The sequence below is a fragment of the Mesorhizobium sp. CNPSo 4684 genome (assembly GCF_057784315.1).
Genome location: NZ_JBWLUX010000006.1, coordinates 125,543 through 148,893, shown reverse-complemented (window position 1 = coordinate 148,893; position 23,351 = coordinate 125,543). Strand labels below are relative to the sequence as shown.

Here is a 23,351-nt window from a genome sequence, read left to right as displayed (position 1 = left end):
GGGTCAGGATGGTCAGGCAGTTCGCATCGGCCGTTTTTTGCTTGCTGCTGCTCAGCGGCAAAGCCATGGCGGGTTGGTATCACGTGGAAAACTATGAAGGTTCCATCGGTCCCGATCCCGTCCATCTCTCCTTGCAAACCTACAGTTTCGGCAGCGGCATCACTGTCCAGGGCAGCTACTTCTATGACGCGAAGCAAAGTCCGATCGCGCTCTACGGCAAAGCCAGTGGCGCCGGCCTTGCGCTTTGCGCGATTGCGGATGACGAGGAGTTCGAGCGCGTCATCGTCATGGGCAAAAAAACAGGCCTTGATACCGCTGGATGCCCGTTTTCTCTCGAGCTTGGTGACGGCGTCTTGACGGGCAGCTGGAGCAAGGGCGTCGATAAATTCCCCGTCAATCTCAGGAAGGTCGCGGGCCTGGACGACACCGGGGAGGGGAAGGTCGAAGGAACCGTCGAGATTCCCTTCTGGGCGCAGTCGGCCACTGACCGGTTTGCCGGGATCTACGCGAAAACCGACAACGGAATCTGCATGACGAAGATGCAGGTCATCAATAAGAAGCGGAAGAAGGCCGTGCAGACCATCAAATTCGGCGGCGACCTCTGCAATGCGGGCATGCTGATGACACCCATCTACTGGAACGTGCAGAACAGTCTTGAGCGAGGCAAGGACATCATATCGGTGAGTTTCTACGATGGCCGTGCCGGGTATGAGGAGGAGTATGTCTTTGACCGCAAGACCAAGAAGTATCGCCTGAAGAAGTGAAGCGACGCCTGTCAACATAATCGCCCACAGGCGGCGTCGTTATCGTCCGCGAAGCTGTATCGAAATGGACGCGGAAATCGAATCGCCTGCCGTTAGATTGCACTTGCGCCGGACGGCATCCTTCAAGGGCAAAAGATAGCTTCCGTCCTTGGGAAATAGCGATGTGCCGAACATGAAGCGATTGATGGTGGCCTCGACAGGTATCACCCCCCAGCCATAGGTGGCGAACTTCGCCACCTTTTTGATCTCGTCGCCATGCTGCTCGGGGATTGGCGCGAAGAAGTATGGCGATGGGCCCCGCCAGTGGACCACTTCGGCTTCGAATTGGAACTGGACCGTCGAGTTGCCGCTCACAGGCTTACCGCCGCCCGAATAGCCGCTCGATGTCGGCGAGCTTGAGCTCGATATAGGTCGGGCGGCCATGGTTGCATGTGCCGGATCCCGGCGTCGCCTCCATCTGGCGCAGCAGCGCGTTCATCTCTTCGGGTTTGAGCAGGCGGCCGGAGCGCACCGAGCCATGGCAGGCCATGGTCGCCGCAATCTTGTCCAGGCGCTCCTTCAGCGTCTCGACCGTGTCATTGTCGGCGATCTCGTCGGCGAGGTCGCGCACCAGCTGCTGGACATTGGTCTCGCCCAGCATCGACGGCGTCTCGCGCACTGCCACTGCGCCGGGGCCGAAGCGCTCGACGCCGAGGCCGAAACGGGCCAGCGTCTCGGAATGCATGGCCAGCCGTTCGGCGTCCTCTTCCGGCAGGTCGACGATTTCAGGCAAGAGCAGCATTTGCGAGGGCACGGCGCGGGAATGCAGCGCATTCTTCAGTGCTTCGTAGACCAGCCGTTCATGCGCCGCGTGCTGGTCGACGATGACAAGCGAATCCCGGGTTTGCGCGACGATGTAGTTCTCGTGCACCTGCGCGCGGGCCGCACCCAGCGCCGTGCCGAGCAGCGTCTCGGCCGCCTCGGCTGAGCCGGCACGCGCATCGGCGCTGGCAAGCGGCCCGGCATCGAACGCCGCCTGATCGTTGTCAGCAAAGCCGTTTCGTTGCGCCCTTGCTTCGCCCTGACCCATATCCAGCGGCCGCTGCGGCGAGCGGTCGAAGCCGGCAAAGCCCGACGCGTGATAGGCCGCGTCATAGCTGCGGTGGCCGTTGGCCGGGCCGGCATGGGCATAGGACGCAGCGCCCGGCCGGAACGCCGCCATCATGCCGGCGGCGCCGCTGGTGGCGGCGCGGATGCCGGCATTGGCCAGCGCCTCGCGGATGGCGCCGACGATCAGCCCGCGCACCAGGCCGGGGTCGCGGAAGCGCACATCCGCCTTGGCCGGGTGGACATTGACGTCGACGGTCGCCGGATCGAGCGTCAGGAACAGCACGGTCACCGCGTGCCGGTCGCGCGGCAGCACATCGGCGAATGCGCCGCGAATGGCGCCGGCAATCAGCTTGTCGCGCACCGGCCTTCCGTTGACATAGGCATATTGCTGCAGCGCGTTGGCGCGGGTGAAGGACGGGATCGAGACGTGACCGGTCAGATGCACCCCGTCGCGGCTGGCATCGATGGCAATGGAATTGTCGGGGAACTCGGCGCCCATCACCTGGGCGACGCGGCGCAGGCTGCCTTCCGCGCTGTCGTCGGTGGCTGGCAATTCCAGCGTCGAGCGGTCGGAGCCGGCGAGCGTGAAGCGCACGGCCGGGAAGGCGATGGCGATGCGCTTGACCACGTCGCTGGTGGCCGAGCTTTCAGCCCGCTCGCCTTTCATGAATTTAAGCCGGGCCGGCGTGGCGAAGAACAGGTCGCGCACCTCGACCGTGGTGCCTCGGTTGGCCGCCGCCGGTTTGACCGCCGAAACCCGGCCGCCTTCGATGCCGATCTCGGCGGCAGCGTCGCCGGTGGCCGTGCGCGAGCGGATCGACAGCCGCGCCACCGAGCCGATCGACGGCAGCGCCTCGCCGCGGAAACCGAGCGAGCGGATGTCGTGAATATTGTCGGCGAGCTTGGACGTGCAGTGGCGCGCAATCGCCAGCGCCAGCTCCGGTTCTGGAATGCCGAAGCCGTCATCGGTGACGCGGATCAGATTCAGTCCGCCGCCAGCGGTGACGATCTCGACGCGGGACGCGCCGGCATCGAGCGCGTTCTCGACCAGTTCCTTCACCACGCTCGCCGGACGCTCGATGACTTCGCCGGCGGCGATCTGGTTGATCATCGTTTCGGAAAGCTGGCGAATGGGCATGGGGCATTATAGGCGGATTCGTGGGGTGTGCGGAAGCATTCAGTGCATGCCGAACGTCGGAGACGCCAGCGGGACAGCACCCCCTCTGGCCTGCCGGCCATCTCCCCCGCAAGGAGGGAGATTGGCAGCTGCACCGCTTCCGCCAGCCTTTCGACGTTGAAAATTGGCGAAGGTCGAGGCGATATCCGATCTCCCCCTTTGCGGGGGAGATGTCCGGCAGGACAGAGGGGGTGTGCAGGAACGCCGCCCTCATGTGTGCGCCGAACTCAAGCCTGCGCCGCCAGCCAATCCCTGACTTTCCGAGCATTCTCGCTCAACTCGCGATTCTTCGGCCAAACCACATAGAACGCCTTGCCGGTCCTCAGCACATGATCCGTCACCGGCACCAGCAGCCCCGTTGCCAGCAGTCGTTCGGCGAGATGCCGCCAGCCGAGCGCGATGCCCTGGCCCTCCATGACGCCCTGGATCACCAGGCCGTAATCGTTGATGCGCAGGCCGCGCGCGGTGTTGTCGAGGCTGCCGCCGGCCGACTGGAACCATTCGTCCCAGCTTGCCGCCTCGCGATAGGGCTCTTCGAGATGGATCAGCCGGTGCGTGGCCAGCTCCGCGACAGTCTTCGGCATGCCGAATTTCGCGAGATAGCTGGCGCCCACCACCGGGAAAATCTCCTCGTCGGCCAGCGGCAGCGAATGATAGTCGGCCCAGTCGCGCGGTTCGCCGCCGCGCACGGCCAGCGGAATGCCTTCGGCGATGATGTCGAGGTCGCGGTCGGCGGTCTGGATTCTGAGATCGATGCCCGGCAGCTCGTCGCGGAACTGCTGCAGGCGCGGCATCATCCAGAACGAGCCGAAGGCGGTCGAGGCCGCTAGCGTGACATGGCCGCCGGTCGCCTGCAGGCGCAGATCCTCCGCCGATTTGCGGATATGCGACAGACCGAGCGAGACGTCGGCATGGAAGCGCCCGCCGGCTTCCGTCAGGATGACCTGGCGGTGACGGCGCTGGAACAGCTGGACGCCAAGCTGCTCCTCCAGCCCGCGCACCGCATAGGAGACGGCGGCCTGCGTCATGCCGAGTTCACGCCCGGCGGCGGTGAAGCTCGACAGCCGGCCCGCCGCCTCGAAGACGATCAGGCTGCCGGCCGAGGGCAGGAGGTGGCGCAAGCTTCGCATAAGCTCAGCTTATACAAGAGATCAGGATTTTCCAGCGTCACATCCATATTTCATCTCGCTAACTTGGCTGGAACGGAATTAGGAGGCTCCATGAACGCACCGGCAGCTGAACTGACCGAGCAAACCCACCGCCGCGGCGGCGGCCGCCTCGGGCGCAAGGCGCTGAGGAGCGCCCCCGTCACCTCGTTCCCGACCCTGGTCCGCGAGATCCCTACCTATCAGATGGTCCCGGATGAGGCGGTGGAGCTTATCCACCAGGAGTCGCTCGCCATCCTCGAGGAGGTCGGCTGCGAGTTCCGTGACAACGAAGCCATCGCCATGTGGAAGGCGGCGGGCGCCGACGTGTCCGAGACACGCGTCCGCATCGACCGCGGCCTGCTGATGGAGCTGGTCTCGAAGGTCCCGTCCGAGTTCACCCTCAATGCGCGCAATCCTGAGCGTACCGTCCGCGTTGGCGGCAAGAACTCCGTCTTCGTGCCGATGTATGGCGCGCCCTATGTGCGCGACCTCGACAACAACCGGCGCTACGGCACGCTCGCCGACCTCAACAATTTCCACAAGCTCGCCTACATGGCGCCGGCGCTGCACTCGTCGAGCTCGATTATCTGCGAGCCGATGGAAATCGCGGTTCCGAAGCGGCATTTGCACATCATCCACTCGGCGCTGAAGCACTCCGACAAGCCGTTCATGGGCATCGTCACCTCGAAGGAACGGGCCGAGGACACGATGGCAATGGCCGGCATCGTCTTTGGCGAAGAGTTCGTGCGCGAAAATCCGGTGCTGGTGTCGATCACCAACTGCAACTCGCCGCTGGTCTGGGACGCCACCATGCTGGACGCGATGAAAGTCTATGCGCGCCACAACCAGCCGCTAATCCTGGCGCCCTTCGCGCTCTGCGGTGCCTCGACGTCCGCCTCGGCCGTCGGCGCGGTGGCGCAGGTCAATGCCGAAGCGCTGGCCGGTGTCGCCTTCACGCAGCTCATCCGCCCAGGTTCGCCGCAGATCTACGGCCAGTTCATGGTGACCGTCGACATGAAGACAGGCGCCCCGATGGGCGGCACGCCGGAGGCGGCACAGATGATGTATCTGATGGGCGCGCTGGCGCGGAAATACAAATTGCCCTGGCGCACCTCCGGCTTCCATGTCGGCTCCAAGCTCAACGACGCCCAGGCAGGCTACGAATCCAACATGCTGATGCATGCCGCGATCCTCGCCGGCGCCAATTACATCTGGCATTCCGCCGGCTGGCTCGAAGCCGGGCTCACCTGCGGCTATTCGAAATTCGCCACCGACTGCGAGCAACTTGTCGGCTGGTACAAATATGCCGGCGGCTTGGCGTTCGACGATTTCAAGGAGGCGATGGCTGCGATCCGCGAGGTCGGGCCGCAGGGTCATTTCCTTGGCACCCAACATACGCTCGAGCATTTCGAGTCCGCCTTCTTCATGCCCACCATCATGGACTTCAACTCCTACGAGCAGTGGAAGGCCGAAGGCGCGAAGGACCACGACACGCGCGGCCGCGAGAAAGCTCGCAACATGCTCGCCGACTATGAGGAGCCGAAGCTGGATGAGGGCGTCGCCGAGGGCCTCAGGGATTTGATCGCGCGGCGAGAGGAAATTCTGCCGGACAGCGTTAGTTGATGTGACAGGCGAAGACCTGACGGAACAACCCAGGGAGGAAAACATGACGCTCTTCAGAAGCAATGGCGACCGCGTGCCGGGCGCTATCGAGGCAATGGCGAAAGAGACGCGTGCGGGCCGCATGGACCGGCGCGAATTCCTGGCGCTGGCCAGCGCCTTCGGCGCATCGACGGCTTTCGCCTACGGCATGATCGGCCTTGCCGCGCCGACAAAGGCCCTGGCCGATGAACCGAAAAAGGGTGGAACGCTGCATGTCGCCATGTCGGTCAAGGCGCAGAAGGATCCGCGCACCTATGACTGGACCGAGATGGCAAACGTCACCCGTTGTTGGCTGGAGCCGCTCGTCCGCTACACGCACCAGTTCACTTTCGAGCCGGTCCTGCTCGAAAGCTGGGACGTCAACGACGACGCCACCGAATACACGCTGCATCTGCGCAAAGGCATCACCTGGAACAATGGCGATGCCTTCAACGCCGACGACGTGGTCGCCAATCTGAACCGCTGGTGCGAGAAGGGTGCTTCCGGCAATTCCATGGCGGCACGCGTCGGCGCGCTGATCGACACAAAGACCGGCAAGGCCAAGGACGGCGCCATCACCAAGGTCGATGACCTCACGGTCAAGCTGAAGCTCGGCGAACCCGACATCGCGATCATACCGGGCCTGACCGACTATCCGGCGCTGGTCGTGCATCGCGACTTCGACAAGGATGGCGCCGACCCGATCAAGAAGCCGATCGGTACCGGTCCTTTCGAGTTGGTGTCCTATGCGGTGGGTTCGAAGGCGGTCGTCAAGCGTCGCGAGAACGGCAAGTGGTGGGGTGGCGAAACGCCGCTCGACAGTGTCGAGTTCATCGACTACGGCACCGACTTCAATGCCACGCTGAATGCCTTCGAATCCGGCGAGATCGACCTCAATTTCGAAACGCCGGCCGACTTCATCGATGCCCTCGACAAGATGGATCTGGTGAAATCGGAGGTCGCAACGGCAACCACGCTCGTTGCCCGCACCAACATCACCCACAAGCCCTATGACGACCAGCGGGTGCGCAATGCGCTGCAGATGGCCGTCGACAACGATGCCGTCATGCAACTCGGCTACGCCGGGCGCGGTACGGTCGGCGAAAACCACCATGTCGCCCCGATCCATCCCGAATACTATCCGCTGCCCAAGAAGACGCGGGATGCCGCCGCCGCCAAGAAGCTGATGGCGGATGCCGGGCAGGCCGACTTCGAGCACGAGCTGATCACCGTCGAGGACGAATGGCAGAAGAACACCGGCGATGCGATCGCCGGCCAGTTGCGCGATGCCGGCATCAAGGTGAAGCGTACGGTGCTGCCGGGCTCGACCTTCTGGAACGACTGGACGAAGTATCCGTACTCGATGACCATCTGGTACATGCGGCCGCTCGGCGTGCAGGTGCTGGCGCTTGGCTATCGCTCGGGCGAGGCCTGGAACGAAACGGCCTATGCCAACCCGGACTTCGACGCCAAGCTGAAGCAGGCGCTATCGCTGGCCGATCCTGACAAGCGCAAGGAAGTGATGAAGGACGTCGAGCAGATCCTGCAGGATTCCGGCGTCATCATCCAGCCGTTCTGGCAGAAGCTCTACTGCCACATGAGCAAGAAGGTGAAGAACTACGGAATGCACCAGACTTACGAAATGGACTTCCAGAACGTCTGGCTGGACGGCTGAGACGGCACGCAAGGACTTCATGAGCCGCAAAAAAGCCGATATGCAGGATGTGTGGTATTGCCACCTTGCCGCCGAACATCCGGAGATTCCTGCATGAGACCGATAGTGCTGGCCGCTGCCCTTTCGATGGCCTTGCCCGCCGCAGCCGCGGCCGGGCCGGCTTCGAACGCCGTGAAGTTCTTTTATGTCCCTGAAGTGAAATTCGAAGGGGACGCCAAATACCGCGACCGCTTCACCGAGCCGGTGACGAAACTCTTCGATCTCAACGACCAGGCGCAGAAGAACAAGCCCGATGAGGTCGCCTGCCTCGACTTCGATCCCGGCCTCGACGCCCAGGATTTCGACCAGAAGACGATTGCCAAGACATTGAAGCTGGCCGAGTCCGTCAACGGCGATACAGCCGAGGTGACGGCGACGTTCAGCCTTTTTGCGGAAGGCGATGAGTCCAAACGCGAAATGCTGTGGTCGTTGAAGAAAATCGACGGCAAATGGAAGATCGCCGACATCACTTCGAGGACCAGCAACTGGACGCTGAGCGCGCTCGAATGCATACCCGACAAAGCGCCGGAGTGATCCAGTGTTCCGCCGTCTCGCCCTGGCGCTGCCTACTCTGTGCCTGCTGGCGGTGGGTATGAGCAGCGCCGCCGCTCAAGGGCTGCTGGGTCCGCCACCCGCAAATGCCCCGGCCGAGACAGTGCCGGGCGGCGCACCGCCTGCAAATCCACCCGGGGATGCGGTGGAGCCGACAACGCCACCCCTGGCATGGCCGCCATCCGAGCCGGCCGCACCGATCCTGCCGGGCTCGCCGACGGCAGTCGTCAAGCCGTTCTACGAACATCTCGGGCTGGAGCTCGATCCGACCGAGCGCAAGAACTTCGTCGATCCGGCCAAGACCGTGCTCGACAAGAGCGATGCGCTGCGGGCGTCGGGGCAGGGCGAATGTCTCGACCCCAACATGGCGCTCGACAACGCCGATTACGACAAGCTTGCAATCGACAAGAGCCTGAAGAGCATCGAGGCCGTCAATGGTGATCAGGCCAAGGTGGTGGTCGCCTTCGTCGTCGAAGGCAATCAGCATCGGCTGGAGTGGAAACTGAAGAAGGTCGACGGCGCCTGGAAGATATCCGACCTGCTCTCGGTGACCGGCGAATGGGCGCTCAGCCAGTATCAGTGCGAATGAGAGACGAGTTCAGCCCCTTCCGCGATAGGGGGCAACACCGGTGTCGGGCAGCCAGGCGCCTTCAGGCGGCGCCCCCGTCTGCCAGAAGACATCGATCGGAATGCCGCCGCGCGGATACCAATAGCCGCCTATGCGCAACCACAGCGGCTTGGTCGCCGCCACAATGCGGCGGCCGATCATCACCGTGCAGTCTTCATGGAAAGCGCCATGGTTGCGAAACGAGGTCATGAACAGTTTGAGCGACTTCGATTCCACCAGGGCGGCATCGGGTGCGTAGTCGATGACGATATGGGCAAAGTCCGGCTGGCCGGTGACCGGGCAGAGCGAGGTGAATTCCGGACAGGTGAAGCGCACGATTGCCGGCGGCCCGTCGCCGCGCTGGAACGGCACGGTCTCGAGGACCGCAGTTTCGGGGCTTTGTGGCGTCTCGACGTGCGCGCCGAGCTGGGTAAGGGTTTTTGTATCGATCATAAGCGGTTGTCCTTGGATTTTCCGCGCTCATTAGCACCGGACCGAAAAATGTGCAGCGGTTTTCGGATAGATCCGATGCTTAAATAAGAACTGGAGCAGCGCATGCTGCTCCGACACTAATGAAAATGCAGGAAGACGATGACCTCCAACGATCCGCTTCTCCAGCCCTATCAGCTCAAGCACCTGACGCTGAAGAACCGGGTGATGTCGACCAGCCATGAGCCGGCCTATTCCGAGGACGGCATGCCGAAACAGCGCTATCGGCTCTACCATGCCGAAAAGGCCAAGGGCGGCATGGCGCTGACCATGACCGCCGGCTCGGCCATCGTCTCGCGCGACAGCCCGGCCGCCTTCGGCAATCTGCATGTCTATGACGACCGCATCGTGCCATGGCTGGCCGAGCTTGCCGACGCCTGCCACGAGCACGATTGCAAGGTGATGATCCAGATCACCCATCTTGGCCGCCGCACCGGTTGGAACAAGGCCGACTGGCTGCCGGTGCTGTCGGCCTCGCCGGTGCGCGAACCGGCGCACCGCGCTTTTCCAAAAACCATCGAGGACTGGGACATCGAGCGCATCGTCGCCGACTATGCGTCGGCCGCCCAACGCTGCCAGGCGGCCGGCCTCGACGGCATCGAGTTCGAATCCTACGGCCATCTGATGGACGGTTTCTGGTCGCCGGCCACCAACCACCGCGACGACGAGTTCGGCGGTTCGCTCGACAACCGGCTGCGCTTCACCGACATGGTGCTGGGTGCCGTACGGGCGGCGGTCGGCGAAAAATTCGTCGTCGGCATCCGCATGGTCGCCGACGAGGATTTTGAAAAGGGCCTGTCGAAAGCAGAGGGCGTCGAGATTGCCAAGCGGCTCGCCGGTTCCGGCAAGGTCGACTTCCTCAACATCATCCGCGGCTCGATCGAGACCGATGCGGCACTGACCAAGGTCATCCCGGTGACCGGCATGCGCTCTTCGCCTCATCTCGATTTCGCCGGCGAGGTGAGGGCGGCGACGAAATTTCCGACCTTCCATGCGGCGCGCATTTCCGATGTCGCCACCGCGCGCCATGCCATCGCGACGGGAAAACTCGACATGGTCGGCATGACCCGCGCCCACATCGCCGATCCGCACATCATCAAGAAGGTCATGGAAGGCCGCGAGCACGAGATACGCCCTTGCGTCGGCGCCACCTATTGCCTCGACCGCATCTATGAAGGCGGCGAGGCGCTGTGCATCCACAATGCCGCGACCGGCCGCGAGGCCGAAATTCCACACATCATCGTCAAGACCGAAGGGCCGAAGCGGAAAGTCGTCGTCGTTGGCGCGGGGGCAGGTGGGCTGGAGGCTGCCCGCGTCATGGCCGAACGCGGCCATGACGTCACGGTGCTCGAAGCCTCCGCTCAGGCCGGCGGGCAGGTTCGGCTGGCGACGCAGAACCCGCGCCGCAAGGAGCTGATCGGCATCATCGACTGGCGGCTGGCCGAACTCGACCGGCTCGGCGTCGAGATCCGCTACGACACCTGGGCCGAGCAGGGCGATGTCTTGGCGCTGGCGCCCGATGTGGTGGTGATCGCTACTGGCGGCCTGCCGCAGAACCCGCCGCTGACAGCAGGCGATAATCTCGTGACCTCGAGCTGGGACATCATGGCCGGCAGCGTCAAGCCGGCGGAGAACGTGCTGCTCTTTGACGACAATGGCGGTCACCAGGGCATGGGCGCGGCGGAGCTGATCGCCAATGCCGGCTCGAAACTCGAACTCGTCTCGCCGGAGCGGTTCTTCGCCCCGGAAATGGGCGGCATGAACCACGTGCCCTATATGCGTGCCTTCCAGGAAAAGGGCGTCACCATCACCATCAACACCAGGCTGCGCTCGGTGCGGCGAGAGGGCAACCAGCTGGTCGCCGAACTGGCCTCCGACTTTGCCGATGGCTGGCGCGGCGAAAGGCGGGTCGACCAGGTGGTGGTCGAACATGGCACAGCCCCGCTCGACGATCTTTATCTCGCGCTGAAGCCGTTGTCGAAAAACGGCGGCGCGATCGACTACGAGCGGCTGGTCGGCGGCGGCGACATTTTTCCGCAGCGCAACCCGCAGGGCAGCTTCGTGCTGTTGCGCATTGGCGATGCAGTCGCCTCGCGCAACATCCACGCCGCCATCTATGACGGCATCAGGTTCGGCTTGCGGATCTGAGCCCATTCCCGGCCCGGCTGTTGGCGCGCAGTCGAGCCTCTGTGCGGAGAGCCACCTTGCACATCGGTTCGATCTGCGCGCCGCGCACGTCGCCGGCCTGGAGCCAAGCGACGTGCGATGCGGAAAGCTTCAAGCTGACGTGGCGCGGCAAGGCTCAAATCATCCTGGCGGTCGCCATGCAAAGTACGGTGAGCACCAGCAGCCATGCGGCGATGCGCTCGCCACCAGCCATTTTGGTGCGCAAAGCCCTCTCCGTTGCGGCGTCCGCGCCCGCAAGCTGCCGGCTGGTCTTGCGAACCACGACGCTGAGAACGCCGGCTGCGGCAAAGGCGGCCAGGATGCCCAGCGCCAGCACCATTTCCATCGAGCCGAAATAGGCGCCATGGAAGAAATACCAGAGCAGCGCGCCGGTCAGGAACACCACGCCCGCCGAGCCCAGTTGCGGCTGGATGAAACGCTCGGCCTTGATTTCGGGATCGCGGGCAAGCGTGATGGTGGTGCCGGCCCAGAACACGCCGGCCATGACGTGAAGGCCCATAACGAAGATGTAGACATATTGCATGGTTCCTCCTTGCCCCATCGCCAATGAACGTCGCCAAAACTGGCCCTCGGTCCGGCTCAAGGCAACGCGGATAACGTTAGCAACGACAGGTGATATAGTTAGACATCGAATGATTCGATGTCAATGAATAATGCTGCGTTCCCTCGCTCGGTCCCTTGTTCTACTGTCGGCTCATGACTCCCTTTGACCGCCCGCCCGTCGGCATGAATCTCGCGCGTACATCCAAGCTGGTAGCGCAGGCTTTTGACGCCGCTTTGGTCGAGGCCGGCGGCACGCTGCCGGTGTGGCTGACCCTGCTTTCGGTCAAGTCGAGCGAGCTCGCCAATCAGCGCGAGCTTGCCGGCATGATCGGCATCCAGGGCGCCACGCTCACCCACCATCTCAACACCATGGAGGCGCAAGGCCTGCTGACGCGCCGCCGCGATCCCGACAACCGCCGGGTTCATCTGGTCGAGCTGACCGTAGCAGGCGAGGCAATGTTCGTGAAACTGCGCGCGGCGGCTCTCATCTTCGACAAGCGGCTGCGCACCGGATTGCCGGACGACCGGCTGGCGGAGTTCGCCGAGGTGCTGGCGGTGTTGCGGGCCAATGCCGCGCCGGCCAAATGACCGGCACCGGTGTGGCAATAGTCTAGGCTAAATTGCCCTGCAGCACCTTCAGCTTGGCTTTCTTCGGGCTGCGCGCCAGCAGCCATTCGCGTGCCTTGTCCTGCGGCATCGGGAAGGCGATGGAATAGCCCTGCACCTGGTCGCAGCCGATCGCCATCAGCGAATCGAGTTCGGCCTCGGTTTCCGCACCCTCGGCGACGATCGAGATGCCGAGGCCGCGCGCAAGCTCGGTGATGGCGCGCACGATCTTGGTGTTGTCGCCATTCTCGTTGATGTTCTGGACGAAGCGGCGATCGATCTTCAACCGGTCGATCTCGTTCGGGTTGACATGGCTGAGCGAGGCATAGCCGGTGCCGAAATCGTCGAGTTCGAGATGAACGCCGGCGGCTCGGATGTGGCGCAGCTTGGCCGCGATGCCGGTCTTCTCGTCGTCGAGAATGACGGATTCGACGATCTCCAGCGACAGTTTGTCGGGCGACAGCCCAGCCTTCTCCAGCGTCGCGAACAGGAAGCGGTCGAAGTCGGGTTCGCGCAGTTCAGTGCCCGACACGTTGACGGCAAGCCGCCCGAACGCAATGCCCGCGCGGTCCCATTCGGCTGCTTGTTCAATCGCCTTGGCAAAGACGATGCGGCCGATCTCGGGCATGAAGCCGCATTTTTCGGCGATGGGAATGAACTCGGCTGGCGAGATCATGCCGCGCTCGGCATGTTTCCAGCGCACCAGCGCCTCGATGCCGCTGATGGCGCCATTGGTCAGCGACACCTGCGGCTGGAAATAGACCTGGAAAGCATTCTCAGAGATGGCGACCCTGATGTCGTGCTCGAGCTGCTTGCGGTAGTCGAGCTCGCGCCTGAGTTCCTCGGAGAAGAACGAAAAGCTGCCGCCGCCGAGCTTCTTGGCCGAGTAGAGCGCGAGATCGGCGTGGACGAGCAGATCCGCCGCATTGTCGGCGTCGATGGGATAGACGGCAATGCCGGCGCTGGCGCCCGGAAGGATGGTCGTGCCCTGGAACATGATCGGCTCGTTGATCTGTTCGAGGATGCGCCTGGCCAACATGTTGATGTCCTCAGTGCCGCCGGCGCCATTGAGGATCATCACGAATTCGTCGCCGCCAAGACGCGCGCACAGATCCGAGGCGCGGCAGGAATCGCGCATGCGTTGCGCGGTGACCACCAGCACATAGTCGCCGGCGGCGTGGCCGAGCGTGTCGTTGATCTGCTTGAACCGGTCGAGATCGAGCTGGATCACCGCCAGCCTTTCACGCCGGCGATGCGCGCCCTTGATCAGCGTTTCGAAGTGATCGGTCAGGAAGGTGCGGTTGTGCAGGCCGGTCAGCCCGTCATGCACGGCGATGAAGGCCATCGAATTGCGGGCGTCAATAAGCTCATGCGTCTTGCGCAGGATCGCCTTTGACATCGGCCGGAAGATGAAAAGCGCGACCAGCACGATGACGCCGATGGTGGCGTAGAACAAGGTGCGGTGGAGATCGAGGAGCTTTTCCGACCGCTCGTCGGCGAAGGCGCTGATACGCTGGCCAAGGGCGGCATAGCCCGACAGCGTCGCGTTGGCGACGGAGGCGTCGAGATTGACGCGCTCGCCGCCACCCTTGTAGGCGGCCTTGCCGGAGAGCTGGGACTCAAAGGACGAGATCAGCCTTTCGCCATTGGCGATAAGTCCGACCGAGAAATAGTCGAGGTGGAACGGCTTGGCGAACAGCACGTTTTCGATCGATTTCGGATCGGACCGTACCGGCGACTTGGGATCGGCCCCGGTCTGCTCGAGCAGCAGATCGTAATTTGTCTCGAACTCGGTGGTCGCCTGCTTCAGCGCAGAAACCAGGGCCGGCTGCTTGTCGCGCGAGGCGGAGCCGGTTGCACTTGCCAGGAAGACGATGCGCTGCGACAGCGCCTTCTGGGTGCTGACGATATCGAGCAGAGTGTGGTTGTGCTGCTGGGCCGCCATCATCTGCTGCAGCAGGATGAAGGAGGCCATCACCATGGCCGCGATGATCAACAGCGCCAGCCAGTAGCCGGTCTTGATCAGCAGGATGAGTTTGCCCGAGACGGTTTGCGCCGGCTGCTGCGACATATTCTAGGTGACCCCTCGGTCGAACGGATTTCCGCCACGGATTCATGGCGAGAAGACCATTGGCTTGAAAGGGTTAACAGGTCTCGAAGCCGGCGGAATTGTTGCTTCAGCAGTCAATGAAAGCTGCCGAAATGGTTATCATGTTCTTTCGCGGCATGGCCATATTTGCACAGCTGCTACTCCAACATGCTGGTTTTGCGATCGGATCGCGCCAAAGTTGAGCTTGCCGCGCCACCGAAGCGGTCGCATTTACGGTGGATTTTTCATTCAGGGGGCGCGACAGTCGCCGCCAATCTCAATAGGACCTGATCATGAGCGCGGCATTCCTCTCCCATATCGACAATGAACTGCAAGGGTTGAAATCGGCCGGGCTCTACAAATCCGAGCGGGTGATCACCTCGACGCAGTCGGCCGAGATCGAGGTCGGCGGCGACAAGGTGCTGAACTTCTGCGCCAACAACTATCTCGGCCTCGCCGACAGCGCCGAATTGCGCACGGCAGCCAAAGGCGCGCTCGACCGCTACGGCTACGGCATGGCTTCGGTGCGCTTTATCTGCGGCACGCAGGAAGAGCACAAGCAGCTTGAGGCGACGATTTCTTCCTTCCTCGGCCTGGACGACACCATCCTTTACGGCTCGTGCTTCGACGCCAATGGCGGCCTGTTCGAAACGCTGCTCGGCGAGGAGGATGCGATCATCTCCGATGCGCTCAACCATGCCTCGATCATCGACGGTGTGCGGCTGTCGAAGGCAAAGCGCTTCCGCTACGCCAACAACGACATGGCCGACCTCGAAGCGCGGCTGAAGGAAGCGAAGGACTGCCGCTTCCGGCTGATCGCCACCGACGGCGTGTTTTCCATGGACGGCATCATCGCCAATCTGAAAGGCGTCTGCGATCTCGCGGAAAAATACGACGCCATGGTGATGGTCGACGACAGCCATGCCGTCGGCTTCGTCGGCAAGAACGGCCGCGGCTCGGCCGAACATTGCGGCGTCGAGGGCAGGGTGGACATCATCACCGGCACGCTCGGCAAGGCGCTCGGTGGTGCCTCCGGTGGCTACACCTCCGGCAAAAGCCAGGTGGTCGACTGGCTGCGCCAGCGCTCGCGGCCCTATCTCTTTTCCAACACGCTGATGCCGGCGATCGCCGGCGCTTCGATCAAGGTGTTCGAGCTGATCCGCAATGGCGATGCCTTGCGCGAGCGCCTATATGCCAATGCGGCGCGGTTCAGGTCCGAAATGGGCAAGCTCGGCTTCACGCTTGCCGGTGCTGATCATCCTATCATCCCGGTGATGCTGGGCGATGCCAGCCTGGCGCAGGAGATGGCACAGCGCATGCTGAAGCGCGGCATCTATGTCATCGGCTTTTCCTTCCCGGTGGTGCCGAAAGGCCAGGCGCGCATCCGCACGCAAATGTCGGCGGCGCATTCCAGCGCTGATATCGACCGCGCCGTGGCGGCATTCGCGGCGGTCGGCCGGGAACTGGGCGTCATTTCCTGAGCCGCCAAAAGCGATTCCGGATCAAAGGATTCAAGGGACAAAAGAATGTCGAACATGATGAAGGCGCTGGTGAAGGCCAAGGCCGAGCCGGGCATCTGGATGGAAGAGGTGCCGGTGCCGGAGATCGGCCCCAACGATGTGCTGATCAAGATCAAGAAGACCGCGATCTGCGGCACCGACGTGCACATCTACAATTGGGACCAGTGGGCGCAGAAGACCGTGCCGGTGCCGATGGTGACCGGCCATGAGTTTGTCGGCACGGTTGCCGATTTCGGCGCCGCAGTCACCGAATACAAGGTCGGCCAGCGCGTCTCCGGTGAAGGCCACATCGTCTGCGGCCATTGCCGCAACTGCCGCGCTGGGCGAGGGCATCTCTGCCGCAACACGCTCGGCGTCGGCGTCAACCGTCCCGGCGCCTTCGGCGAATATCTCGCGATCCCGCAGCACAATGTCGTGCCCATCCCCGACGATGTGCCCGACGAGATCGCCGCCATCTTCGATCCACTGGGCAATGCCGTGCATACCGCTCTGTCCTTCGATCTGGTCGGCGAGGACGTGCTGGTCACCGGCGCCGGGCCGATCGGCATCATGGGCGCGCTGGTGGCGCAATGCGTCGGTGCCAGAAAAGTCGTCATCACCGACATCAATCCGGTGCGGCTTGCGCTGGCCAAAAAACTCGGCGTCCAGCATGTCGTCGACGCCTCGAAGGAAAAGCTTAGGGATGTCATGCCCGCGCTCGGCATGACCGAGGGGTTTGACGTCGGCCTCGAAATGTCGGGCGCCGCGCCCGCCTTCCGCGACATGATCGACACCATGAACAATGGCGGCAAGATCGCCATTCTGGGCATCGCGCCGACCGGTTTCGAGATCGACTGGAACAAGGTCATCTTCAAGATGCTGCACCTCAAGGGCATCTACGGCCGCGAGATGTTCGAGACCTGGTACAAGATGATCGCCTTGGTGCAGGGCCCGTTGGACGTGTCGGGTCTGATCACGCACCGCATCGGCATCGACGATTTTCAGACCGGGTTCGATGCGATGAGGAGCGGCAGTTCGGGCAAGGTGGTGATGGATTGGTGAACACGTCGATAGAGACGTAGAGTTCCTTCGCGCCCCCCTCTGTCCTGCCGGACATCTCCCCCACGAGGGGGGAGATCAGATGTCACGCGGGCTTTCGCCAATCGCCAACGGTGCAGGACGAGCGGTGCGCTGGAACCGCTAATCTCCCCCCAAGTGGGGGAGATGTCCGGCAGGACAGAGGGGGGCGCTGTCCGTCAGCCTATCGGCTCAATTTCCTTTCAACGCACCCTCCAGCGCCGCGACGCTTGTAACAATCGCCGACCGCTCTTCCGCACTCAGCCTCTCCAGCAACTCCTGCTCAAACGCCTTCGCCAGCGGCACCATCTCACGATAGGCGGCAAGCCCGGCCTTGGTCAGCGCCAAATGCTCCACGCGTCGATCATTCTCGTTCGGTGTGCGTGTCAGCCAGCGCCGCCGCTCAAGCTCGGCCACCGCGCGCGAAACCTTGGTCTTGTGCATGGCCGATTGTTCGCCGAGCGCTGTCGCCGTCATCGTGCCGCGCTGTCCAAGCCCTGAAAGCGTGCGCCATTCCGGCCGCGTCAGGCCGTGACGGTCGCGGTAGATTTTTGAAAATTCGCGGCTGACGGCATCGGCAAGTCGGTAGAGCCGATAGGGCAGGAAGCTTTCCAGCTCTAAGACTTCAGGTTCCATCTGCGCACCGTGGAAGCGGCGTTTGCCGTTGATAGTTACATTTTCAATGGTTACAAATGAAACCAGTTTGGTCAACAGTGCCGGCAAGCAGCGTTTCGCGAGGCCGGGATCAGGGAGGATCGGATGGCCTTTTCCTACATGCCGGGCTTCGGCAATGATTTTGAGACCGAAACCTTGCCCGGCTCGCTGCCGCAGGGGCGCAATTCCCCACAGCGACCGGCTTACGGGCTCTACGCCGAACAGCTTTCCGGCTCGCCCTTCACCGCGCCGCGTGGCACCAATGAACGCTCCTGGCTCTACCGCATCCGGCCGAGCGTCAAGCACACCGGGCGTTTCAAGGCGGCCAGCTATCCCCTGTGGAAGACCGCTCCCAATGTCGGCGACCACGAACTGGCGCTTGGCCAGTACCGCTGGAACCCGGTGCCGATGCCGAAGGAGCCGACCGATTTCATCGCCGGCATGCGCACCATCACCACGGCCGGCGACGTGCTGGGGCAGAGCGGCATGGCGGCTCACGTCTATGTCGCCAACCGTTCGATGGTCGACGACCATTTCTTCAACGCCGACGGTGAATTGCTGGTCGTGCCCCAGGTTGGCGCCTTGCGCTTCGTCACAGAGATGGGCGTCATCGAGCTTCGGCCCGGCGAGATCGCCGTGCTGCCGCGCGGGCTGGTGTTCAAGGTCGAACTGGTCGACGCCGAAGTGCGCGGCTATGTTTGCGAGAACTATGGCGCCAAGCTCACCATGCCCGACCGTGGCCCGATCGGCGCCAATTGCCTAGCAAATCCGCGCGATTTCAAGACGCCCTGCGCCTGGTTCGAGGAGAAGGAGACGCCGTGCCGGCTGACGGTGAAATGGTGCGGCAATTTCCATGTCACCGAGATCGGCCATTCGCCGCTCGACGTTGTCGCCTGGCACGGCAATTATGCGCCCTATAAATATGATCTGGCGACGTTTTCTCCGGTCGGCGCCATCCTGTTCGACCATCCGGATCCGTCGATCTTCACCGTGCTGACGGCGCCGAGCGGCGAGGAGGGCACCGCCAATATCGACTTCGTCATCTTCCCGCCGCGCTGGCTGGTGGCGGAGGACACGTTCCGGCCGCCCTGGTATCACCGCAACATTATGAGCGAGTTCATGGGCCTGATCCACGGCCAGTACGACGCCAAGGAGGAAGGTTTCGTGCCCGGCGGCATCAGCCTGCACAATCTGATGCTGGCCCACGGCCCGGACGCGCCTGGCTTCGAAAAGGCCTCGCGTGTCGAACTGAAACCGGTCAAGCTCGACAACACCATGGCGTTCATGTTCGAGACCCGATTCCCGCAGATGCTGACCCGCTACGGGGCCGAGCTGGAAACAAGACAGGACAATTACATCGACTGCTGGTCCGATCTGAAGAAGCGTTTCAACGGCACGGTCGAGGGCGACTGGTCTTGAGGCTCGCGCTATGAGCGACCGGCTAGTGCTCCTCGGTTCCAAGGGCGGCCCGGCGCTGCGGCCGGGTGGGCCATGGCCGAGTTCATCGCTGCTGGAACTCGCCGGGCGAACCATTGTCGTCGATTGCGGGCTAGGCGTCACGCGTGGCCTGGTCGATGCCGGCGTCAGCCTGAAGACGCTCGACCTGATCTTCATCACCCATCTGCATTCCGACCATGTGCTGGAACTGGGGCCGTTGCTGCACACAGCCTGGACGGCCGGTCTGGCCAGTCCGGTGACACTGTTCGGGCCGCCCGGCACCGGCCATTACTGGCGTCGTTTCTGCCAGGCGATGGAGTTCGACATCGAAATCCGCATCGTCGACGAAGGCCGACCGGACATTCGTGAACTGGTTTCGATCGCCGAGTTCGGTGAAGGCGACATTTTCGAACAGCGCGGCCTCAAGGTCTCGGCGCTGCGCGTCGACCATCCGCCGGTGACCGACTGTTTTGCGCTGCGTTTCGAGAGTGCGGGCAAAAGTGTCGTCTTCTCGGCCGACACAGCCTTCTTTCCGCCGCTCGCCGGCTTCGCCAAAAATGCCGACATCCTTGTCCATGAAGCGATGCTTGAGGAAGGCATCGAGCGTCTGGTCGCCAAGACCGGCAATGGCGCGCGGCTGAGAGAGCATCTGCTTGCCAGCCACTCCTTTGCCGAGGAGGCCGGGCGCATCGCCAGCGATGCCGGCGTGAAGAGGCTGGTGCTCAACCACCTCATTCCAGCCGACGATCCCGCGATCGGCGAGGCCGATTGGGAGGCCGCTGTCAGGAAATCGTGGGTGGGTGACTTGACGATTGCCCGCGACGGCCTTGTTGTGAACGTAGACGGCGCCAAAGCCGCATCAGGAGAGGAAACCGCATGAAGCTTGCCACATTGAAGGACGGGACGCGCGACGGAAAACTCGTCGTCGTCTCGCGCGACCTGACGCGCTTCACCGACGCCTCGTTCCTGGCGCGCACGCTGCAGGCGGCACTCGACGACTGGCAGCGGATTTCGCCGCATCTGGCGACCATCGCGGAATCGCTGGAAAACAATGCGGTGCCGTCGGCACGCTTTCATGAGCATGACGCGCATTCACCGCTGCCACGCGCCTATCAATGGGCCGACGGGTCTGCCTATGTGAACCATGTCGAGCTGGTGCGCAAAGCGCGCGGCGCCGATATGCCGGCAAGCTTCTGGACCGATCCGCTGATCTACCAGGGCGGTTCGGATTCCTTTATCGCGCCGCGCGAGCCGATCCGCATGGCCGACGAAGCCTTCGGCATCGACATGGAGGCGGAGATCGCCGTCATCGTCGACGACGTGCCGATGGGTGCCAATCTCGACCAGGCGCGCGCCGCGATCCGGCTGGCCATGCTGGTCAACGATGTGACGCTGCGTGCGCTAACCGGGCCCGAACTCGCCAAGGGTTTCGGCTTCTTCCAGTCAAAGCCGTCCTCGGCATTTTCGCCGGTCGCGGTAACGCCGGACGAGCTCGGCGACGCCTGGGATGGCGGCAAGGTCAGCCTGCCGCTGCTCGCCGATCTCAACGGCAAGCCGTTCGGCCGCGCCAATGCCGGCGTCGACATGACCTTCGATTTCCCGGCTTTGATCGCTCATGCCGCGAAAACACGGCCACTGGTTGCCGGCACCATCATCGGCTCGGGCACCGTCTCCAACAAGCTGGACGGCGGGCCGGGCAGGCCGGTGTCGGCAGGCGGCGCCGGCTATTCCTGCATCGCCGAACTGCGCATGATCGAGACCATTGAGTCGGGCGAACCCAAGACGTCATTCCTGCGCTTCGGCGACACGGTGCGTATCGAGATGAAGGACAAGACCGGCCATTCAATCTTCGGCGCCATCGAGCAGAAGGTCGAGAAATACCAGGCATAACAGGGGCAATGCAATGACGGGCGAGGCGTTCTATCTGCTGTGCGGCGTCTGGGCGCTTGGCATTCTGGCGGTGTTCATCCAGGCGATTCGGTTGAGCTACCGCATCGAGGCGCGCTCGCCCGATCTGACCAACCGCAGCGGCTACCCGCGCAAGGCGATGATGTTCCACACCATCACCAACACCAATGTGGCGCGTGACGAGGAAACGCAGGCCATGCGCCGGCGCATGAACCGGCTGTTGCTGATCGTTGTCGCTGGCTTCGCGGTCATGGCGGCAGGCATTGGCCTGGTCAGACGAATGAACTCGTGACCCTGCTCGATCATCTGCGCCGCATGGCCGGCAACAATCTCTGGTCGAACGACCGGCTCTACCGCGCCGTGCTGCAGCTCAAGCCCGGCGAATTCGAAGCCGAACGCACCAGCTTCTTTCCGTCGATCAAGGCGACGCTCAACCACATCCTTGCGGTAGATCATCTCTATCTCGATTTCCTGGAAGAGGGCGGCGTCGGCGCCGTCGCCCATGACGACTACGTGCCGTTCGATGAACCGCAGGCACTGTTTTCCGCCCAGACCGCGGCCGACCGGCGGCTAATCGCCTTTTGCGGCAAGCTGTCGGAGGCCGATCTCGACCGCCGCGTCATCACCGACCGGCGCGAGGACGGTATGATCCCCGAAAAGATCGGCGATATCCTAGCCCATGTCTTCCTGCACGACATCCACCATCGCGGCCAGGTGCATGCGATGCTGTCCGGCACGTCGGTCGCGCCGCCGCAGCTCGATGAGTTCCTGCTCGATTATGATTTGAAGGTGAGGAAGGAAGAGGTCGAGAAGTTGGGGTTGTGATCGACCAATCCCCGATGTTGGCGCCGCCCCTCATTGCCCTGCCGGGCATTTCTCCCCGTATAGTGACGGGGAGAAAGGGCTGACTGCAGCCTCGGCGCCCTTCTTGCGACGCTGGAGATTAGCGAAATCATCGATGCCGGCAGGCAGGTGAGGGGCAGCGCGACGTTGGTAATTAGGGGCGTTACGCCGCCTTGCCGTCCACCTTGATCACCCCGCGCTTGATCTGGTCCTGCTCGATCGATTCGAACAGCGCGCGGAAATTGCCTTCGCCAAAGCCTTCGTCGCCCTTCCTCTGGATGAATTCGAAGAAGATCGGCCCGATCACGGTTTTGGAGAAAATCTGCAGCAGGATCTTGGTCGTGCCGCCGTCGACCACGCCTTCGCCATCGATCAGGATGCCGTGCTTCTTCATCCGATCGATCGGCTCGTCATGGCCGTTCACGCGGTCATACGACATGTCGTAATAGGTCTCCGGCGGGCCGGGCATGAATTTCAGACCGTTGGCCGCCAGTTTGTCCGTGGCAGCGTAGATTTCATCGGTGCCGACGGCGATGTGCTGGATGCCTTCGCCATTGTACTTCCTCAGATACTCGGCGATCTGGCTGGTCTCGTCCTTGGATTCGTTCAAAGGAATGCGGATCTTGCCGCAGGGCGAGGTAATGGCGCGGCTGACCAGGCCGGTGATCTTGCCATCAATGTCAAAGAAATGGATCTGCTTGAAGCCGAACAGCTCGCGGTAAAAATCCCACCATTTGTCCATCTGGCCGCGATAGACATTGTGGGTGAGGTGGTCGAGGAAATAGAAGCCGACGCCTTGCGGCCGCGGGTCGCGTTCGCCCAGCCACTCGAACTCGGCGTCATAGGCCGAGCCCTTCTTGCCGTAGGCGTCGATGAAGTAGAGCAGCGAGCCGCCGATACCGACAATGGCCGGCACGTCGAGCGCCTTGTCGTCGCCTTCGTAAGGCGTGGCGCCTTTCGACACGGCATGGTCGAAGGCGTGCTTGGCATCGACAACACGCCAGGCCATCGAAGCCGCGCACGGACCGTGCTTGTCGACGAACCTCATCGCATGCGAGCCCGGCTCGGCATTGACGACATAGTTGATGTCGCCCTGGCGCCAGACGGTGATGTCCTTCGTGCGGTGCTTGGCCACCGCGACATAGCCCATGCGGGTGAACAGTTCGGCGAGCTTCTGCGGCTCCGCATGCGCGAACTCGACGAACTCGAAACCGTCGGTGCCGGCCGGGTTTTCCTTGCTGATTTTTGCGGGCGGGGCGTCGTGCGGGAAGGGACCCATGGCATTCCTCCAAACGGATGGTGGCCGCATCGGGCCACGAGATGACGC

General features: G+C 62.9%; 22 protein-coding genes. 14 read left to right on the top strand and 8 right to left on the bottom strand.

Annotation, left to right across the window (positions count from 1 at the left end):
- Positions 1-8: 8 nt before the first annotated feature.
- Positions 9-764, top strand: coding sequence for a hypothetical protein (locus AC04SG_RS07530; RefSeq protein ID WP_488550509.1), 756 nt, complete (start codon positions 9-11; stop codon positions 762-764).
- Positions 765-803: 39 nt separating this feature from the next.
- Here the strand turns inward: AC04SG_RS07530 and AC04SG_RS07525 are convergent, their stop codons facing one another.
- The 3 genes from AC04SG_RS07525 to AC04SG_RS07515 all read right to left on the bottom strand — a co-directional run bounded on the left by AC04SG_RS07525 (position 804) and on the right by AC04SG_RS07515 (position 4,160).
- Positions 804-1,118, bottom strand: a complete 315-nt coding sequence (locus AC04SG_RS07525) for a DUF1905 domain-containing protein (protein ID WP_488550508.1) — start codon at positions 1,116-1,118, stop codon at positions 804-806.
- A gap of 4 nt (positions 1,119-1,122) precedes the next feature.
- A complete protein-coding gene (gene mutL / locus AC04SG_RS07520) occupies positions 1,123-2,991 on the bottom strand; it encodes a DNA mismatch repair endonuclease MutL (RefSeq protein ID WP_488550507.1) in 1,869 nt (622 codons plus the stop codon).
- Positions 2,992-3,257: 266 nt separating this feature from the next.
- Complete coding sequence (locus tag AC04SG_RS07515) at positions 3,258-4,160, bottom strand: LysR substrate-binding domain-containing protein (protein WP_488550506.1); 903 nt, start codon at positions 4,158-4,160, stop codon at positions 3,258-3,260.
- A 90-nt stretch (positions 4,161-4,250) separates the two neighbouring features.
- On the opposite strand from AC04SG_RS07515, the gene AC04SG_RS07510 reads away from it, so the two are divergent.
- From AC04SG_RS07510 to AC04SG_RS07495, 4 genes are all read left to right on the top strand, one after another.
- Entirely contained in the window at positions 4,251-5,801 is a 1,551-nt protein-coding gene (locus AC04SG_RS07510; RefSeq protein ID WP_488550505.1) for a trimethylamine methyltransferase family protein, read from the top strand.
- A gap of 43 nt (positions 5,802-5,844) precedes the next feature.
- Positions 5,845-7,494, top strand: a complete 1,650-nt coding sequence (locus AC04SG_RS07505; RefSeq protein ID WP_488550504.1) for an ABC transporter substrate-binding protein — start codon at positions 5,845-5,847, stop codon at positions 7,492-7,494.
- A 93-nt stretch (positions 7,495-7,587) separates the two neighbouring features.
- Positions 7,588-8,067 (top strand): DUF3828 domain-containing protein, encoded by a 480-nt coding sequence (locus AC04SG_RS07500; protein ID WP_488550503.1) that lies wholly within the window; start codon positions 7,588-7,590, stop codon positions 8,065-8,067.
- A gap of 4 nt (positions 8,068-8,071) precedes the next feature.
- Entirely contained in the window at positions 8,072-8,674 is a 603-nt protein-coding gene (locus tag AC04SG_RS07495) for a YqhG/Tai3 family protein (RefSeq protein ID WP_488550502.1), read from the top strand.
- 9 nt (positions 8,675-8,683) lie between these two features.
- On the opposite strand, the gene queF is transcribed toward AC04SG_RS07495, so the two are convergent.
- On the bottom strand, positions 8,684-9,145 hold the full coding sequence (gene queF / locus AC04SG_RS07490) for a preQ(1) synthase (protein WP_112564976.1): 462 nt from the start codon (positions 9,143-9,145) through the stop codon (positions 8,684-8,686).
- A 138-nt stretch (positions 9,146-9,283) separates the two neighbouring features.
- Here queF and AC04SG_RS07485 point away from each other — a divergent pair, with 138 nt between their 5' ends.
- The gene (locus AC04SG_RS07485) at positions 9,284-11,329 is read left to right on the top strand and encodes an oxidoreductase (RefSeq protein ID WP_488550501.1); all 2,046 of its coding nucleotides are present in this window, start codon (positions 9,284-9,286) and stop codon (positions 11,327-11,329) included.
- Positions 11,330-11,483: 154 nt separating this feature from the next.
- Here AC04SG_RS07485 and AC04SG_RS07480 read toward each other — a convergent pair whose 3' ends face one another.
- Positions 11,484-11,891 carry a hypothetical protein gene (locus tag AC04SG_RS07480; RefSeq protein WP_488550500.1) on the bottom strand — a complete coding sequence of 136 codons (408 nt, stop codon included), beginning with the start codon at positions 11,889-11,891 and terminating at the stop codon, positions 11,484-11,486.
- Between the two features lie 203 nt (positions 11,892-12,094).
- Between AC04SG_RS07480 and AC04SG_RS07475 the strand changes: the two genes are divergently transcribed.
- Positions 12,095-12,499 carry a MarR family winged helix-turn-helix transcriptional regulator gene (locus tag AC04SG_RS07475; RefSeq protein ID WP_488550499.1) on the top strand — a complete coding sequence of 135 codons (405 nt, stop codon included), beginning with the start codon at positions 12,095-12,097 and terminating at the stop codon, positions 12,497-12,499.
- Between the two features lie 22 nt (positions 12,500-12,521).
- On the opposite strand, the gene AC04SG_RS07470 is transcribed toward AC04SG_RS07475, so the two are convergent.
- A complete protein-coding gene (locus tag AC04SG_RS07470; RefSeq protein WP_488550498.1) occupies positions 12,522-14,588 on the bottom strand; it encodes a putative bifunctional diguanylate cyclase/phosphodiesterase in 2,067 nt (688 codons plus the stop codon).
- Positions 14,589-14,899: 311 nt separating this feature from the next.
- On the opposite strand from AC04SG_RS07470, the gene AC04SG_RS07465 reads away from it, so the two are divergent.
- Both AC04SG_RS07465 and tdh read left to right on the top strand, forming a co-directional pair.
- Positions 14,900-16,087: a glycine C-acetyltransferase gene (locus tag AC04SG_RS07465; protein ID WP_488550497.1), complete on the top strand. Its 1,188-nt coding sequence runs from the start codon at positions 14,900-14,902 to the stop codon at positions 16,085-16,087.
- Positions 16,088-16,132: 45 nt separating this feature from the next.
- Positions 16,133-17,167, top strand: coding sequence for an L-threonine 3-dehydrogenase (gene tdh / locus AC04SG_RS07460; protein ID WP_183458247.1), 1,035 nt, complete (start codon positions 16,133-16,135; stop codon positions 17,165-17,167).
- Positions 17,168-17,374: 207 nt separating this feature from the next.
- Here tdh and AC04SG_RS07455 read toward each other — a convergent pair whose 3' ends face one another.
- Positions 17,375-17,818, bottom strand: coding sequence for a MarR family winged helix-turn-helix transcriptional regulator (locus AC04SG_RS07455; RefSeq protein WP_488550562.1), 444 nt, complete (start codon positions 17,816-17,818; stop codon positions 17,375-17,377).
- A gap of 123 nt (positions 17,819-17,941) precedes the next feature.
- On the opposite strand from AC04SG_RS07455, the gene hmgA reads away from it, so the two are divergent.
- From hmgA to AC04SG_RS07430, 5 genes are read left to right on the top strand one after another with little or no spacing between them, the layout of a single operon-like run.
- On the top strand, positions 17,942-19,255 hold the full coding sequence (gene hmgA, locus AC04SG_RS07450) for a homogentisate 1,2-dioxygenase (RefSeq protein ID WP_488550496.1): 1,314 nt from the start codon (positions 17,942-17,944) through the stop codon (positions 19,253-19,255).
- A gap of 10 nt (positions 19,256-19,265) precedes the next feature.
- Positions 19,266-20,153 carry an MBL fold metallo-hydrolase gene (locus AC04SG_RS07445; protein ID WP_488550495.1) on the top strand — a complete coding sequence of 296 codons (888 nt, stop codon included), beginning with the start codon at positions 19,266-19,268 and terminating at the stop codon, positions 20,151-20,153.
- Positions 20,150-21,163: a fumarylacetoacetate hydrolase family protein gene (locus AC04SG_RS07440; RefSeq protein WP_488550494.1), complete on the top strand. Its 1,014-nt coding sequence runs from the start codon at positions 20,150-20,152 to the stop codon at positions 21,161-21,163. Before AC04SG_RS07445 ends, AC04SG_RS07440 begins: the two co-directional genes overlap by 4 nt.
- A gap of 13 nt (positions 21,164-21,176) precedes the next feature.
- The gene (locus AC04SG_RS07435) at positions 21,177-21,473 is read left to right on the top strand and encodes a hypothetical protein (protein ID WP_488550493.1); all 297 of its coding nucleotides are present in this window, start codon (positions 21,177-21,179) and stop codon (positions 21,471-21,473) included.
- Positions 21,470-22,006, top strand: a complete 537-nt coding sequence (locus AC04SG_RS07430) for a DinB family protein (protein ID WP_488550492.1) — start codon at positions 21,470-21,472, stop codon at positions 22,004-22,006. The genes AC04SG_RS07435 and AC04SG_RS07430 overlap by 4 nt, the downstream gene beginning before the upstream one ends.
- Positions 22,007-22,187: 181 nt before the next feature.
- On the opposite strand, the gene hppD is transcribed toward AC04SG_RS07430, so the two are convergent.
- Entirely contained in the window at positions 22,188-23,303 is a 1,116-nt protein-coding gene (gene hppD / locus AC04SG_RS07425; RefSeq protein ID WP_488550491.1) for a 4-hydroxyphenylpyruvate dioxygenase, read from the bottom strand.
- Positions 23,304-23,351 lie beyond the last annotated feature (48 nt).

Bases quoted from the DNA above. Each gene is read 5' to 3' on its own strand.
- AC04SG_RS07530 (WP_488550509.1), top strand. From the start codon at position 9: ATGGTCAGGCAGTTCGCATCGGCCGTTTTTTGCTTGCTGCTGCTCAGC.
- mutL (WP_488550507.1), bottom strand. From the start codon at position 2,991: ATGCCCATTCGCCAGCTTTCCGAAACGATGATCAACCAGATCGCCGCC.
- AC04SG_RS07515 (WP_488550506.1), bottom strand. From the start codon at position 4,160: ATGCGAAGCTTGCGCCACCTCCTGCCCTCGGCCGGCAGCCTGATCGTC.
- AC04SG_RS07510 (WP_488550505.1), top strand. From the start codon at position 4,251: ATGAACGCACCGGCAGCTGAACTGACCGAGCAAACCCACCGCCGCGGC.
- AC04SG_RS07505 (WP_488550504.1), top strand. From the start codon at position 5,845: ATGACGCTCTTCAGAAGCAATGGCGACCGCGTGCCGGGCGCTATCGAG.
- AC04SG_RS07500 (WP_488550503.1), top strand. From the start codon at position 7,588: ATGAGACCGATAGTGCTGGCCGCTGCCCTTTCGATGGCCTTGCCCGCC.
- queF (WP_112564976.1), bottom strand. From the start codon at position 9,145: ATGATCGATACAAAAACCCTTACCCAGCTCGGCGCGCACGTCGAGACG.
- AC04SG_RS07485 (WP_488550501.1), top strand. From the start codon at position 9,284: ATGACCTCCAACGATCCGCTTCTCCAGCCCTATCAGCTCAAGCACCTG.
- AC04SG_RS07480 (WP_488550500.1), bottom strand. From the start codon at position 11,891: ATGCAATATGTCTACATCTTCGTTATGGGCCTTCACGTCATGGCCGGC.
- AC04SG_RS07475 (WP_488550499.1), top strand. From the start codon at position 12,095: ATGAATCTCGCGCGTACATCCAAGCTGGTAGCGCAGGCTTTTGACGCC.
- AC04SG_RS07470 (WP_488550498.1), bottom strand. From the start codon at position 14,588: ATGTCGCAGCAGCCGGCGCAAACCGTCTCGGGCAAACTCATCCTGCTG.
- AC04SG_RS07465 (WP_488550497.1), top strand. From the start codon at position 14,900: ATGAGCGCGGCATTCCTCTCCCATATCGACAATGAACTGCAAGGGTTG.
- tdh (WP_183458247.1), top strand. From the start codon at position 16,133: ATGTCGAACATGATGAAGGCGCTGGTGAAGGCCAAGGCCGAGCCGGGC.
- AC04SG_RS07455 (WP_488550562.1), bottom strand. From the start codon at position 17,818: ATGGAACCTGAAGTCTTAGAGCTGGAAAGCTTCCTGCCCTATCGGCTC.
- hmgA (WP_488550496.1), top strand. From the start codon at position 17,942: ATGGCCTTTTCCTACATGCCGGGCTTCGGCAATGATTTTGAGACCGAA.
- AC04SG_RS07445 (WP_488550495.1), top strand. From the start codon at position 19,266: ATGAGCGACCGGCTAGTGCTCCTCGGTTCCAAGGGCGGCCCGGCGCTG.
- AC04SG_RS07440 (WP_488550494.1), top strand. From the start codon at position 20,150: ATGAAGCTTGCCACATTGAAGGACGGGACGCGCGACGGAAAACTCGTC.
- AC04SG_RS07435 (WP_488550493.1), top strand. From the start codon at position 21,177: ATGACGGGCGAGGCGTTCTATCTGCTGTGCGGCGTCTGGGCGCTTGGC.
- hppD (WP_488550491.1), bottom strand. From the start codon at position 23,303: ATGGGTCCCTTCCCGCACGACGCCCCGCCCGCAAAAATCAGCAAGGAA.